Raw genomic sequence first — 15,260 nt, forward strand, 5'->3', positions numbered from 1 at the left:
ATCGAGCGTTTTTAAAGCTTGCTTCTTCCCTTCACCGCGTGTCTAATAACTATACCATTTTCCGTTACAGGTTGGGATTATTATTGATCTCGTTTAACGGAATCGGAAAGAGGTAATATTTACTGTTGGGAACCAGGGCAGTTCCATCCGGGAATTTGGTGATCCAGTGCCCCAAAACACTAACCGTAGCACCTTTGGTATCCACAAATTTCTCTGTTGTTTCCTTTCTTACCGGTGCGGTTTGTGTTCTCAAAATATCGTACAAACGGAAACCTTCTCCCCATAACTCCTTACGACGTTCCAGTAAAATCTCATCGATTAAAGCGTTTTTGTCGAGTCCAGCTGTCAAATCAGCCAGGTTTCGTTTACGTCTCAGTTCATTTAAAGTTTCGATGGCAGCCGGCAGATTATTCAGTCTTGCTTTACTTTCGGCTTCAATCAGCAGTTGCTCCGACGAACGCATTAATACAATATGTCCCTCATGATTAGGATACTTATTCCTGAATTTTTTATAGCGATAACCTCTGTAAAGAGCCTCTGCCGGCTGTTTGGCAATTTCGAATAACGTTTTGCGGATATCGTTCTGATTAAACAAAGCGATAAAATTCGGATCCGGCATTATGCTGTTATAACCATAATAGAGGTTAGTACCGGCTGCATCCGTTGCATATGGAGTTGTTTCGATATAGGCAAGATACGACGCCCCGCCCAAATTCTGCGTTACCGTTTGCGGATGCCCCCAGATCCATTCAGGATTACTTACATCACTGAATCCCTGTGTGTACTGTTCCGCGGTCATAATCGGATAGCCGGCACGAGCTTTGACGGCATAATCCCGGGCCAGTTCCCATTTTTCCTGTGTAAGATAGGTGCGCGCAAACAGCCCGTATACGACGTTAAGGTCGGGACGATTTTTGACGGTGCGGGTGTATCCGGTCAGCAACTTTTCAGCTTCTGTTAAATCACTGATCACCAGATTGTAGATCTCCTCGACCGTTGCGCGCGGTTTGGGCACTGTGCTCGGGGTAGTAGGATCTGTGTAAATAGGAACAGCCTTCGCCTTTGCATCTTTGGCATATGTAAATTGATACTGCCGCACTAAATTCAGGTAGTTGTTGGCACGTAACGCATAAGCTTGTCCTTTGAGGTATTTCAAACTGGGCTTGCTGGTATCGTCGATTTTAATATTTGCAATAATATTGTTGGTATGATCAATCGATGTGTATTGCAACGTCCAGAAAAACAGTGCGCGCCTCGTTGTGTTGTCAAACGGATCGCGGTAAGGATACGAGTCCCTGAACCCATACCGGCCGTCCCTTGCAAACGCATCCTCTCCCATGACGTCGTGTGTCAAGAAAATTGTAGGCAGCCCCGGATTGTCCTGAGAAGTGCTGTTTTCCAGAAGAAAACGGATCGAACCATTTACAAAAGCATCAATATTGGCCTCAGAGGAAAATACCTCCGGAGTGGTGATCTGTGTTGCGGGAGCGGTATCGAAGAAATCGTCGCTGCACGATGTAAACAAAGCCAGGGCAACGAGTAAATAACTGAATTTACGTATCATAGTTTGATAAGTGTTGTAGTTAAAATGATACATTTAAAACTGCTGAAAATGATTTTTGCGCAGGATAGCGATAGTACGTAGATCCCGAGATGGTCTGTTCCGGGTCTAATCCTTTATGCCCGTAAAAGGTCAGGAGGTTATCCCCTACCAAACGTATTTTAACGTCCGTTAAAGAAAGTCGGGACACCAGGCTACGAGGCAATGAATACGCAATGGAGATATTTTTCAATCGTGCATACGTGGCATCATACAAGAATCGGGTCGAAGGAATGGTATTCCATGCGTCCGAAACGTAGGTGAGACGAGGATAATCCGTATTTGTATTTTCCGGTGTCCAGCGGTTAAGCGCTTCCTTCGACCAGGCACGACCTGGTGCATTACCAAGATGTGTGATCATCGGCTGGTCTCCGTCGAAAATTTTCCCGCCAATGCTGTACGATAACAGAAAGGAGAACTCAAAATTTTTGTAGGAAACGTTGTTGTTCAACCCACCGTACACATCCGGAAGAGAACTTCCCTGAAAATAAGGAGTGGCTTCGGTCTGATTTTCGGTAGTGGTCCTGCTCGTCACATTTTTGTTTCCGTCCAAAACATCCTTATACCAGGTGGCTTTGCCATTTTGCGGATTTACACCTGCCCATTCCTTTATGTAAAAATCATAAACAGATCCGCCTTCAACCATCTTTTTTGTATTCCCGTACTGGCCGATAGCACCCGTCAGTATTTCCTTCTGCGGCAATTTTGTGATCTTGTTGGTATAGTGCCCGAAATTCAAAGTGACATTCCATCTGAAATCCTTGGTGCGGATCGGTACACCGGTAATTTGTCCGTCAATCCCCCGATTACTTAATGAGCCAATGTTGGCATCAATCCCGCTATAACCGGTTGATGGTGAAAGCGGCCTGTTGAACAATAAGTCTTTTGACCGGCGGTCGAAAACGTCCAACTGGGCCGAGATCCGGTTGTTAAACAAGGAAATGTCAACACCGAAATTGAGATTCAGGTTGGTCTCCCATTTTAAATTCGGTGTAGGAAGAGCAGAGGGCCTTAACCCCAGTTTATCCAGACTGTTGTAAATAGAGTAGAATCCACCATAAGCGTAATCGCCTACTTTATCGTTCCCTTGTGCCCCGTAGCTGGCACGCAGATTAAGATTATCCAGACGGGATATGTTTTTCAGGAATGCTTCCTCTTTGATATTCCAGGCGGCGCCCACCGACCAAAAATTGCCCCATCTACTTTCTTTACTAAATCGGGATGAGCCGTCACGGCGATAACTTGTGGAAAAATGATAACGTCCCAGATAGTCATAATCCAGTTTGGCTAGTCCACTCCCTAACCTGTAATCCGATGAAGTTCCATTAAATACACCACTGAGCGTGCCGGCAGATGGCTCGGTTTTTTCTAAAACCTGAAAACCGGTACGACTTCCGGATAAAGAAGAAATATTATTTACATAAATCTCAGGACCCGCAAGCAGGTTCAGTGAGTGATTCGCACCCAGGTTGACTGAGTAATTCAGGAAGCTGTTGACAGTATAGTTAAGTTCACGGCTTGAACTTCTGGATGCGGATCCTGCACCGTCGGTTATTACGCCTGTACTGTAATAGGAATGTGAATAGGTATGCGAAGAAATCCCGCGATAATCCACGTTCGCAGTCGTTTTTAAAAACAGCCCTTTCAGAAATGTAATCGTGAAATTGGTTCCGAGCAATACGGCGTCTGTCTGCTCACCCGATATCGCATTCTCGGCCGAGCCCAGAATATTTGAACCACTCGCTGCGGTAGTCGGGCGATATCTTCCGTAATCCCATTTTTTATTACCAGCCTCATCCAACAGATAAGATCCGTCCGGGTTACGTTCGTAAACAGGATAAATATTCGATATGAGCCGCTGAAAATTGGCAAAGTTACCGGTATTGCTGTCACTTTGTGTAGGCGTCTTTTGAAATCCTGACGACAACGAGACATTGGCGCCTGCTTCAAACCAGCTATTGACTTTCGATTGTATGTTGGTACGAAGATTAAAACGTCTGAAATCAGAGGTTCTGATCCAGCCTTGTTCGTTCAGATATCCAGCTGAAAGAAAATACTTGGTGTTAGCACTCCCACCGCCGATGCTCAGGTCATACTGCTGCCGGATCCCCCGACGGGAGATGGCTTTCCCCCAATCGTCATTCCAGAGGGCAGTCGCGCCAGGAGCTAACTTGCCGTCCAGGCCAACCGGCTTAGGGTACTTCGGCCCGAAGATATTGACTTTCAATGAGCCATCGACCAGATAATCCGTCGCATACTGAGCTGCCACGTCCGCTGTTTTGCCCTGATCCACCTGCGTGTTACGGATGGCTTCCCACTGTAATTCATAATAATCCTTCGCTGACAAATACTCGTAATCTTTCACAGCACGACCCGTATATCCGTAGTTGACTGAAAAATTGAAAGTGGGTTTGGAATTCAATGATCCGGATTTTGTGGTAATAACAATCACACCATTAGCACCCCGTGAACCATATAGTGCGCTTGCCGTCGCATCTTTCAATACGGAGATGGACTGAATATCTCTGGGATTTAAATTATTGGCATTCGCTCCGGGTATACCATCGACCACATAAAGCGGAGCCGTTGACGCATTGACAGAACCCACACCCCGCACAAACAGGTCGGCATCGGCACCCGGCTGACCGGCAGACGCAATGGATTGAAGCCCCGGCACAGTGCCCTGCAAAGCCTTACCGATGGAAGTGATTTGCAGATTTTCAATGTCACGTGCATTGACCACCGATACAGATCCCGTATAACTCGACCTTTTGGCTGTTGTGTAACCCACGACGACGGTCTCGTCCAGCTGGTTTGTTGTTTCAGCCAATTCGATACTGAATGACTCCTGGCTAAGGCCTGTTGATATTTCCTGGGTTTTATACCCCAAAAAACTTACTACGAGGGTCAACGGCAAAGGTTTATTGGTCGATATGCTAAACTTCCCGTTTGCATCAGAAATCGTCCCGATATCCGTTGATTTAATGATAACGGTGGCGCCTACTATCACCTGTTTCTTGTCGTCGAGGACCGTCCCGCGGATCACGCTTTGTCCATAACTGCTAAGACAGCAGGCAATAAGGAACAAAAATGTGTACTGTGTTTTTTTGAAGAACGAGCGCTTGTAATGGCTCTCAAATGCTGGTAATTTATTTTTCATAAGTCAGGAGTGATTTTGCTTAGGATGGTTTTCATGGCACATTTTCGGATTAATCATTAGGGTTTGATCTAAAAAATTGTAAATGATTTAATGCTGTTTCTTTGTCTGTCGTTACATATGCAATTCGTTTGGTTTATAAAAGGTCAGCTCCGAAATGATCTGATATTCAAATGTGTAGGCACCAAAATGAATCATACTGGTTAGCATTTGACTTTTTCCAGATTTGAATACCAGTTGGATCTACTATCTTAAGGTGCTGCTCGTAGAAGCTAGGATGATTTCGCCGTTAGTACCGGGTTATCTAAATGCGCGCGAGAAAAATCCGACGGTCAACGAACCGCGGATTTATTTAATCCATTTTTCAATTAAGAATATATAGCCTATAAATTTAATAGACAAAAAAAGTTGATTTGGATTGTTTTTCAGACGAAAAGCAGAATTGTTTTTTTATTGTACCACAAACCGCATTAGGGAAAGGGTAAGGTATAGGTCACTAAAAATTCTGAAAGTCGGACGATCACGCGAGAAAAACGCTTTGGATCAGTTGAAGATAATTGTTCTGAAAATTGAACAGATTTCAGAACAGTTTGGAACAGAGCTGCGACTGTTAATACGTACGCCACAAGCATTTTGAAAAATGGAAAGATTAAGCCCTCGGCAGATGTTTCTACATTGGAATTACCGCGTAATGCCAATGTGCATCCGAAGCCAGGAACTTTTAACGCCTAATTATCTGTCTAGTTCTAAAATGACTCACAAGAAAGCTTTATGAAGAAAATAGGATTTCTATCGTTCGGACATTGGTCTAACCATCCGGCTTATAAAGCCCAGACAGCGAGCGACACATTGCTTCAATCCATTGATTTGGCTGTTGCTGCCGAAGAGATCGGTTTAGACGGCGCTTATTTTCGCGTTCACCATTTTGCATCGCAGTTAGCATCGCCATTTCCTTTACTTTCCGCTATTGGTGCCAAAACGAGTAAAATAGAGATCGGGACGGGCGTGATTGATATGCGTTATGAAAATCCACTCTATATGGTGGAAGATGCCGGCGCTGCGGATTTAATTTCAGAAGGCCGATTGCAGCTGGGTATTAGCAGGGGATCGCCGGAACAGGTTATTGATGGGTGGCGTTATTTTGGGTACGAACCGGAGACGGGAGAAACCGACGCAGATATGGGACGTCGTAAAGCACTGGAGTTTCTGGAAAGACTAAAAGGTGTAGGATTTGCACAGCCTAATCCATACCCGATGTTTCCGAACCCGCCTGGCTTGCTTCGTCTGGAGCCCCATTCAGAAGAATTGCGGGAACGTATTTGGTGGGGCGCGGCCTCCAATGCTACTGCGGTTTGGGCTGCCGAAAACGGAATGTATCTTCAAAGTTCTACTTTGAAATACGATGAAAGCGGCAAACCCTTTCATGTGCAGCAAGCCGAGCAGATCAGATTGTACAAAGAAGCCTGGAAAAAAGCGGGACATCAGCGCGAACCAAGGGTTTCCGTGAGCCGGTCTATTTTCGCCCTGGTAAACGATCAGGACCGCTATTACTTTGGACAGGAAGCTGATCGGAGGGATAAGATCGGAATGATTGAACAGGACAAACGCGCGATTTTCGGTAGAAGTTACGCCGCGGAACCAGATCAACTCATAAAAGAACTGGCGCAGGACGAAGCTATTCAGGAAGCTGATACAATTCTTTTGACAATACCCAATACACTCGGCGTTGACTACAACGTGCATGTGCTTTCTTCTATTTTAGAGCACGTAGCACCCGGACTGGGGTGGCGTTGATTTAGAAGAAAACGCTGGTTCAGTATATTTTTCGCGTGGCAATAACCGGTTTAACCGATTGTTGCCACGATTTTTAAGGCTTGTGTTTTACTTTCCGATGGTTAATTTGATCATTACAACTACAAAATTCTGTCTGGAACCCCGCAATGAGCTGCCTGAACAACGGGAAACGATAAGTATTTGTCTGGATCATGGGTAAAATGGATAATTGGGCTGGGGAAAAGATCTAAGGGCTATTATTGAGTTTTCCCTCAAATTTTAATTATTGTAGGCCAATTTAGAGTGCGGTATGCTAGTTTTAGCCTTATATATCAATTTTCATATCGAGCTGGAATCATTCCTGTGCGCGATCGAACGAGGCTGAGACTCTGCTCAATCGCACACAAGACAAATTTAACGGGGCAACAAACTAGTCAAATGCCTTTTCCCGAAGCAAACGTACTGGGCCAAGAAGACCTGACGGAGTCAGTTGCCAAGTTTCCAACACTTTAATGTTAGTTTTTGTCAGGCGCTTTTCTGTCGGTTTTAGCCTGTCGCCAATCAATCGGTTACGCCATGTATTGACAACTTCTATTTTTAAATCATTGCCAGCCTCTTTCAGCATTCCGGTTACAGATACCCGGAAGGGCGGTGCCCAGACAATACCCAGATCCTTTTCATTCAAAACAACCCTGGCAATCCCTATATCTTTCACTTCTCCAAGATCAAGGTAAACAGGTTCGCCCTTTGTCAAATCCTGATCCGCATCAAATTGCTTATGATACACGGCTGTGCCTGAATAGTACTTTATTCCCTCCTCATTTTTATCAGTCCAGCTGATAAGCTCATCAAATACTGTACTGACCGGGCCTCCCCATTTTGGGTCAAACGACACGTTCCAACTCCCATGTAGAGTGGCTTGGTGCTCAAGATGAATACGTTTTGATTTCTTATCTCCATTTTTTTCAGGAGAAATCTCATCTTTAAATATAATAAAGGCCGATCCAAATGGATCAAAATTCAATGTTAGATAAGTTCTGCCGTTTTTCTGGTAAAATGCATTTACTGACTTTGTCTCTCCCGTTACAGGGTTCCAAAGTTCTGGTTGCTTTCCGGTGATGCGAAAAGCGGCAGTCATTTCCGAAGATGCTTTGTTTTGACTACTGATAAAATAGAGATCAACATCTTGTTCTCTCCTGTGAATGTAATCATATTTACTACCTGTTTCTTGTTGTTCAACCTCCATATCGGGATCAATCCCTTCCGACATCAGGTACTCCGCCGCCGTCTTACCCCAAATCAATTTACCTTTCCCCACACTTCTTACACCTGTTGGCTCAGAACTCATACCCCAAAGTTCATCCGCTATTTCCCTGATTTTTTTCTCAGAAGATGGATACCCCACCAAACTGGCAGTTGTAACGGGTTTGAAGCCGATAATAGATGCGCCTGCTTGGATCAGCGACTGCACTTTCACTAGTGCGGCAAGTGACAGCGTTTTATGATCCGGCAAAGCAAGTACCTTGTATGATACTCCGTGAGGCAAAAAAATGTTTCCATTTTTCACTTCCAGTTGCAGTAGCCGCTGCTCGTCGATTAAGTCATAATCAAAACCGGGAAGTGCTTTGGCAGGATCATCTTCTTTTAGTCTTCCGATATTGGGAGAATGGTCCCCGTAGTAGTAGAGGACATCTGCTATCGAACGTCCTTTCTGCAACAGATACTGGCAACGGGTCAGGTATTTGATGAATTCCGTCGAATAATTCCACCATGTAACATTAGGATTAAAGTGCGTTCCGGCAAAGTATTCCTGTCCTGGCAGTCCCATGGATTTAGGAGATGCCGTAAATGTATGTAGATAGACAAGATTTAACCCTGCGCAGAATTCGTGATCAACGCTGGGTTTCATATCCGACCACATCACGTCGTTCCAGTGAGGTCCAATCGTTGTGAATGATTCGGCCCCAACCAATTGTTTATTATGAATTTTAGCCGCGCTACCAGCCTGTTTAACGAAGAATCGGTCAATGGGTCTGGAACGATGGGGAGAGGGGGACCAGAACTCGCTCATCATAATTTCGCTGTATGCATAATTTTTCAACCCGTCGAAAGGGCCAGCATGTGGGCCGGCAGACTCGGGTTGAATTCCAATTCCATACTGACCGGCTCTTTTAGCAAATGTTCCATAATGCTTGTCTGCAATCAGATCTCCAAGAGTTTTTCTCAAATCAGAAAGAAAACGGTTACTTATCTCCCGGCTGTCAATGATCTTACCAGCCATCACCGGAAGATAGGGTATCGGATCGTAGCCTCTGTATTTGAGAAAATCCTTTTCAAAGCCTTCAGTCCAGTTAAGCCCGCCTGCCTCAAAACTATCTGTCTGCAGATATCGAAGCGTCTTACCAGCCAATGGACCAATTGCTTTTAAAAGTGGCTCTATATTGGTATCCCAATAACGGTTAAAGTTTTTTTCACTCAAATAATCTATTACATGCCCCTGCCATGCTCCGCTGGAAGTGGACACCTCAGCATCAGTCGGAGTATACCCGAAACGTAGTATCGTCCATTCCCCTGCTGGTACTTTCCATTCAAGTTTGTCTCCTTTCAGGTATCTTGTAATATTTAATACTTGTTTTTTACTGGCGTCCTCTTCCCCCGGAGTACCGGCCATATCAGTAAGCAGAGAACGTGTTTCGGGCGCAGATCCCCCAACTTCGCGGGTAGCAGCTTTATTTTTAAAATCACGTATAGGAACCCGATTCTTAAATGTTTTGCTGGGGATAGCCAGAACAACAATATCATGGTAATAATTGTATCGTACTTCGGGCTTAGGCAGTGCGATAGGTACTTTTATGCCGCCTTTAACCTTTGTTTCTGAAAATACCACCTGTTTCGCGGTTTCGGCAGGAGTTACATCCGGTCCTCCCAGGTTCCATCCACTTTGAATACTCATAGACATCACCAGCCCCAGGCGATCGGCTTCTTTCATAGCGTGAACATATAGGTCGCTCCATTCCGATGATCCGAACATCGGCCCGGCTGGAACTTGTCCATTCCCTCGTTGCTCAGCTCCTCCGGCATCAAAAAGACATGCGCCACTGAACCCCTTGGCCTTCATTTCTTCGAGATCTCTCGTAATGACCTCCTTATCAACATTTCCGTTAAGCCACCACCACCAGCAGCGTATACCATATTCTGACGATGGATTTTTAAACACTGATTCAGAAACTATAGCAGTGCTTTTCTGAGCAGATACCCTTAGACATAGGAGAAGCCCTGCCAAAAAGTAAATCGAACGTAATTTGAGAAGCATGAGAAATAATGGTTTTAGCCCGGCAAATAATTTTCATTGAAAGCCGGGATGTTGGGTGTAAATAAATTACCCGGTTTTTTATGACCGGGTAAAAAAATGTCAATAACGATCTGACAGTTAAACTATCGCTGCCATCCAGGATTTTGCTCAATCACCACATCTTTATTCGTATCAATGATGGTTTGCGGAATAGGCCAAAGATTGTAGTCAAACGTCAAGGTTGCTTTTGCTTCAGGCCAGTAAGCATATTTTCTAATTCTTTCCACCGCAATTGTGCCGCCCATTCTCAGGAGCGTATTCCATCTGGCTTCTTCGTATACGAGCTCACGGGCACGCTCATCCAGAATCATATTAAATTTATCGTCTATGTCAGCAGCTGTTACCATATAACTGGCATTAGCCCGTGCTCTCAATAAGTTGATATCCGAAGCTGCCCCCGCTTTGTTTCCACTCCTCTGTTTCGCCTCGGCACGTAGTAGAATAGTTTCCGGAAGTCTGATAAAATAGTCATCCCTGAAAAGATTACTCATATTCTCCCCGTCTGCGATTCCGGTATACTTGTCTGTCGCGATTTTACACGATATTGGATATACCAGACTTTTGTTGTTGGTATTGGTATTTGCATCGGCGCTGCCATTGTACAATACCTCCCATGGAACTGGCTTGCCAAAATACGGAGAGCTGGAAACATTGCCGTTGAATATGCGGCGGAACACTATATCTGAATTACGCATATCGGAAGCATATTTATCCGCGTAAATGTCATCTCTAGTATACATGGTTGGTATCATTTGAGCAATACCACGGCCACCAACGTCTTCCAGTGTACCTGTAAGATGGTCTTTTGCACCATCTCTGAACACAGCGCCGTAAGTACGTGAATAAGGTAACTTTGATTTACCATCTTCAGCGCGATAGGCCGCATAGTCAATCTGTAAAGCCCAGATACTTTCTTTATTACCGTTCTGGTAATTTACGTTGTTTTCCTGAAACAAATCCCAGTAAACGTTACCCTTTGTCTCACTACTTCTGGCTCCGAAACGAGACGTCATCAGGGCATACGTGCCTCCGTCAATCACCTTGCTGGCGAATGATATTGACTGGGTGAAGGCAGCCTGAGCTTCCGACGCTTTATTTTCGATAGCGAGCTGTGTTCCCAGGGCCAGGTACAACTCTGCCAGATAGTGCTGTGCGGCACCTTTTACGACACGTCCACCGCTTACAGTCGTTTCTGGAAGATCTTTTTCTGCTGCCAAAAGGTCGTCAATTGCAAATTGATAGGTTTCTGCTCTTGTAGCTCTCTTGAAATCGTACTGAGGTATTTTAGAAACTGTTGTTACTAAAGGTACTCCACCAAATAGCTCCCCCAAATTGCGGTATGCATATGCACGGAAAAATCTCGCCTGAGCGATAATATTTGCTTTCTCTGCTTCGGATGCAAAAGAAATATGTGGAAGCTGCGCTGCTTCCAATGCCAGATTCGCCTTTGCAATCATTTGGTAGTAGGTACCATAGATATTATAGAACGTACCGTTATCCACATTGATCAGTCCGTAATTATTAAAAGTCGCTCCACGCCGTATACTCGCTACGTCGTACATGTCCGTGCCATTGCCGCGTAAAACGAAAATCCAACCTTCTTCTGAGGGGTTAGCCCAAAGATCTCTTATTTGAGAATAGATGGCAACAAGTGCCTGATCAATCTGTGCAGAGGTCGAAAAAGCATTGTCGACTGTATAAAATGTTTCTGGATTTTCTTTCAGAAAGTCATCATTTGACTTACAACCTGCCACATTCATGAGCAAAATCAAAGCCCAGAATGTCTTCTTTGATAATATATTTTTCATAAAATGATATTTTAGAAACTGATGTTTGCGCCGATTGAATAGGTGGAAGGAACAGGGAAAGTATTTTCACGGACAGGCGTTCCTGTTTCGGGATCTCCACCAAACCATTTGGTAAACGTGGCTATATTTCTGGCACTCACAAATATCTTAGCAGAGTTCACCCTTATTTTTGACAACAGCTGTGGTTTCACGCGATATGAAAGTGTTGCATCCTGCACCCTGACAAAAGTTCTTGACTGCAAGCCAAGAAAGCGTCCGTCACCTGCAAAAAATGCCGAAGGAAACTCATTACTCTGGTTTTCAGGGGTCCAGTAAGGTTTGGAAGTCATGTTATCATTAAATCTTCCTGTACCCGCAGTAAGGTAAGCCGCAGCATTACTCTTCTGATACCATTTGCCCCCTCCGAAATTTCCAGCCACCAATACATAGAGGTCAAAATTCTTATAGCTCACTGTATTGCTCATATTTAAGCGGAAATTTGTCTGTGAATATCCCAGGATCTTTCTATCAGCTACTGTGATACCAGGAACCCCATCAATATCTCTGTATTTTGGAGCTCCGGCAGCGGCACCGGTTTGCGCAATGTATTCAGTATCGCTAGTCTGTACGATTCCAATTTGTTCATAACCATAGATAACGCCAAGCGGCTGACCGATGAACAGGTTATTGGCTATGTCATCGTCTTCGATGCCATCTCCATCCTTATCCTCTCCATACAGCTTAACAAGCTTGTTTCGGTTTTGCCAGAAGGTAAAAGACGTCCCCCACGTAAAATCCTTGTTCTGAATATTGGTCGTTCTTAACGTAATTTCAATCCCCTTGTTATTGACCTGCCCCATGGACGTTTTAATCGTTTTAAAACCAGTCATCACAGGTATGTTTCTCGTAAAGATCTGATCTGTGGTCGCACCGAGATATGTATCAACATCCAGAAAGATTCGGTTATTTAACCATGACGATTCAAAACCGGCATTCCAGGAAGTAGTTTTTTCCCATCCCAGATCAGAATTCCCTAACGCGCTCTGATAAAGGCCATAATTAATCGCCCCTGGAGTATTGGACCATTCATACCTGACACCCCCACTGGCAGCATTGGCTACTGTTGATAATGTCCCATAAGGATCTACTCCCTGATTACCGTTCTGCCCGAAGGAAAATTTCACTTTCAGGTTGTTAAGCGGAGCAAAGCTTTTTAAAAATTCCTCGTTACTCACTTTCCAGGCTACACCAGCTGCTGCAAAGTTGGCAAACTTGTTATTGGCGCCGAAAACGGATGCCCCATCACGACGATAGGATCCTGTAAAGAAGTATTTATCATCAAATGAATAGCTTAGACGCCCAAGGTAACCCACATTGGAACGCTGATTTGCATCAAGGTTAACCCTTTGGACAGTAGCTTTGTGTAATCCCCAAAGTCCAAGTGTCGTATTGCCATTGGCTGCAAAATTATTGCCTGTGGTATTAATATAAGTATATTTTTGATTGTCACGGGTGGCGACTAATGTTACATCTATTCCGTGTTTGCCAAAAGTGTTTTTGTAGTTGATGATGTTATCAAATACATAACTCGAAGTACTACTTCTTTCGAGATTGCCATTCGCATTCGTCAGGAAACCTTGTATAACGGAAGGGGAGTATCTGCTCGCACTTTCACCTTCCTGTATGTAGTAATTTTCGTTGGTAAAAGTGCCTCTCTCGTTTTTGGTTACGTTATTCAGAAAGTTCACGCGGTAGGTTAATCCCTCAATCCACGGAATCGTAAAAAGAGCGTTGGTGTTCAACCGATAACTGTTCAGGACATCTGTATTGGTTCGGGTGTTGTCGTCCACCCCCCATAAAGGGTTTACGCCGGACTGGGTATAAGGGTATTTTTCAAGGTTGCCCAATTCATCCCGGAACATTACTCCATATGGCGACATCGTTTGTGCTTCTCCGATATTAGCGGGAAGTCCTGAATAATTTCTTTTCGAGTAACTACCATCTACACCAATTTCGAGCCATTTAGTAATTTCAGTTTTCACTTTTCCAAATACGGAGATACGATTGAACTGGTCTCCTTTTACAATTGCCTTATTGTCGTCATAAGAGGTGGACAAATAATAGTTAACTTTTTCACTCGCTCCTGATACTGCTGCCTGATGAGTTTGTATCACACCGGTACGTGTAACCTCATCAAGCCAGTTTGTCTCTCTGCCTGCATCACGATTAGCGATCTCACCTGGTTTTAACCAATTTGTTGAACCTTCGGTATACTTGTTACGCGCATTCACTACGCTAAGCCATTCTTCCCCCTTCATCATAACAGGCCTTCTTTGCCAGGTCTGAAAACCAGTGGATGAGTTTAAGGTAATGATTGGCTTACCAACCTTTCCTCTCTTTGTAGTAATAGCGATTACTCCATTAGCAGAACGAGACCCATAGGCTGCCGCCGATGTAGCATCTTTGAGTACATCAAAGCTGGCTATATCGCTTGAATTAATATCCGCAAGGCTGCCCAGAAAAATTACGCCATCCAAAACAATCAAGGGATCGTTGTTGCCGCTTATGGAATTTTGCCCACGTATCTGAATAGAGGGTTGGCCGCCGGCACTATTTGTTGCTCCAACGTCAAGACCGGGGAGGTTTCCTTTGAGTGTTTCCAGCGCATTCATACTTGGAAGTAATGCCACAGCAGAACCTTCGAGCTTTAAAGAGCTAACCGATCCTGTAAAATCCTGACGCTTGGTCGTACCATAACCAATTACGACAACCTCATCCAGTGCCTTTGTATCAGGTTTTAGTGATATTTGAAGAGAAGTCTGAACCCCGGGCTGAATCTCCTGAGCGATGTATCCTACAAATGAGAAAACTAATGTGACATTGTCATCAGGTATTGACAATGAAAAGCGTCCGTCTATATCAGTAGATGTACCGGAAGTGGTACCTTTGATTGATATATTCACCCCTGGCAGACCAACTCCGGTATCATCCTTTACAGTGCCCGTAATATTCTTGTCAATATTTTTACTCGTGGATTCAAATTTCTGAACAGGTTCAAGCATGTTCATTGCATCTATATTGGGAGCGATTTTTTTTAGCACAACCTTATTTCTAATAAGTTTGTAGGATATATTATCAGGTTGAAACATAGCTTCCAATACTTCACTTAACCTTTTATTCTCCACCTTAAGAGTTATCTTACGGTTCACAGGCAATAACTGTAAGCTATATACGAATTTTAAATTGGTGCTCGATTCCAGCGAGGTAAGTACCTCTCGTATCTCCTTTTGTTCCACTTGAATCGATACGCGCTGCGTAAGCAATTCCTGTGCTCCCGAACTATGTGCATAGCCATAGGCAGTTGCAGCAAAAACCAAGAACAACTGTAAACTCGAAATCTTCATAATTGTCCATAAAGGATTTATGATCTTATGTCTTTTTTTCATTGATTTGTAATTGTTAGATCTCTTAACACGATGATTTACAACTCCCATCGCCATTTTCCAGATGTGCGACCGCTTTTTACAAATCGGATAGGGAGAAGGTCGAAGTATGTTTCCAGCATCTTCGGCCTTTTTTAATGTTATAACA

At 44.1% G+C, this 15,260-nt stretch carries 6 protein-coding genes; 1 reads left to right on the forward strand and 5 read right to left on the reverse strand.

The features are described from left to right. Positions 1-64: 64 nt before the first annotated feature. A complete protein-coding gene (locus tag M1L62_RS27395; RefSeq protein ID WP_254562838.1) occupies positions 65-1,564 on the reverse strand; it encodes a RagB/SusD family nutrient uptake outer membrane protein in 1,500 nt (499 codons plus the stop codon). Positions 1,565-1,583: 19 nt separating this feature from the next. Continuing rightward, on the reverse strand, positions 1,584-4,760 hold the full coding sequence (locus tag M1L62_RS27400) for a SusC/RagA family TonB-linked outer membrane protein (protein WP_254562839.1): 3,177 nt from the start codon (positions 4,758-4,760) through the stop codon (positions 1,584-1,586). Positions 4,761-5,528: 768 nt separating this feature from the next. On the opposite strand from M1L62_RS27400, the gene M1L62_RS27405 reads away from it, so the two are divergent. Beyond that, positions 5,529-6,551, forward strand: a complete 1,023-nt coding sequence (locus tag M1L62_RS27405; RefSeq protein ID WP_254562840.1) for an LLM class flavin-dependent oxidoreductase — start codon at positions 5,529-5,531, stop codon at positions 6,549-6,551. Positions 6,552-6,960: 409 nt separating this feature from the next. Here M1L62_RS27405 and M1L62_RS27410 read toward each other — a convergent pair whose 3' ends face one another. The 3 genes from M1L62_RS27410 to M1L62_RS27420 all read right to left on the reverse strand — a co-directional run bounded on the left by M1L62_RS27410 (position 6,961) and on the right by M1L62_RS27420 (position 15,115). Further along, positions 6,961-9,747: a glycosyl hydrolase gene (locus tag M1L62_RS27410; protein WP_254562841.1), complete on the reverse strand. Its 2,787-nt coding sequence runs from the start codon at positions 9,745-9,747 to the stop codon at positions 6,961-6,963. A gap of 218 nt (positions 9,748-9,965) precedes the next feature. After that, a complete protein-coding gene (locus tag M1L62_RS27415; protein ID WP_254562842.1) occupies positions 9,966-11,690 on the reverse strand; it encodes a RagB/SusD family nutrient uptake outer membrane protein in 1,725 nt (574 codons plus the stop codon). An 11-nt stretch (positions 11,691-11,701) separates the two neighbouring features. Next, positions 11,702-15,115: a TonB-dependent receptor gene (locus M1L62_RS27420; RefSeq protein ID WP_254562843.1), complete on the reverse strand. Its 3,414-nt coding sequence runs from the start codon at positions 15,113-15,115 to the stop codon at positions 11,702-11,704. Between the last annotated feature and the right edge of the window lie 145 nt (positions 15,116-15,260).

This window comes from Dyadobacter diqingensis (assembly GCF_024220585.1).
Taxonomy (GTDB): domain Bacteria; phylum Bacteroidota; class Bacteroidia; order Cytophagales; family Spirosomataceae; genus Dyadobacter; species Dyadobacter diqingensis.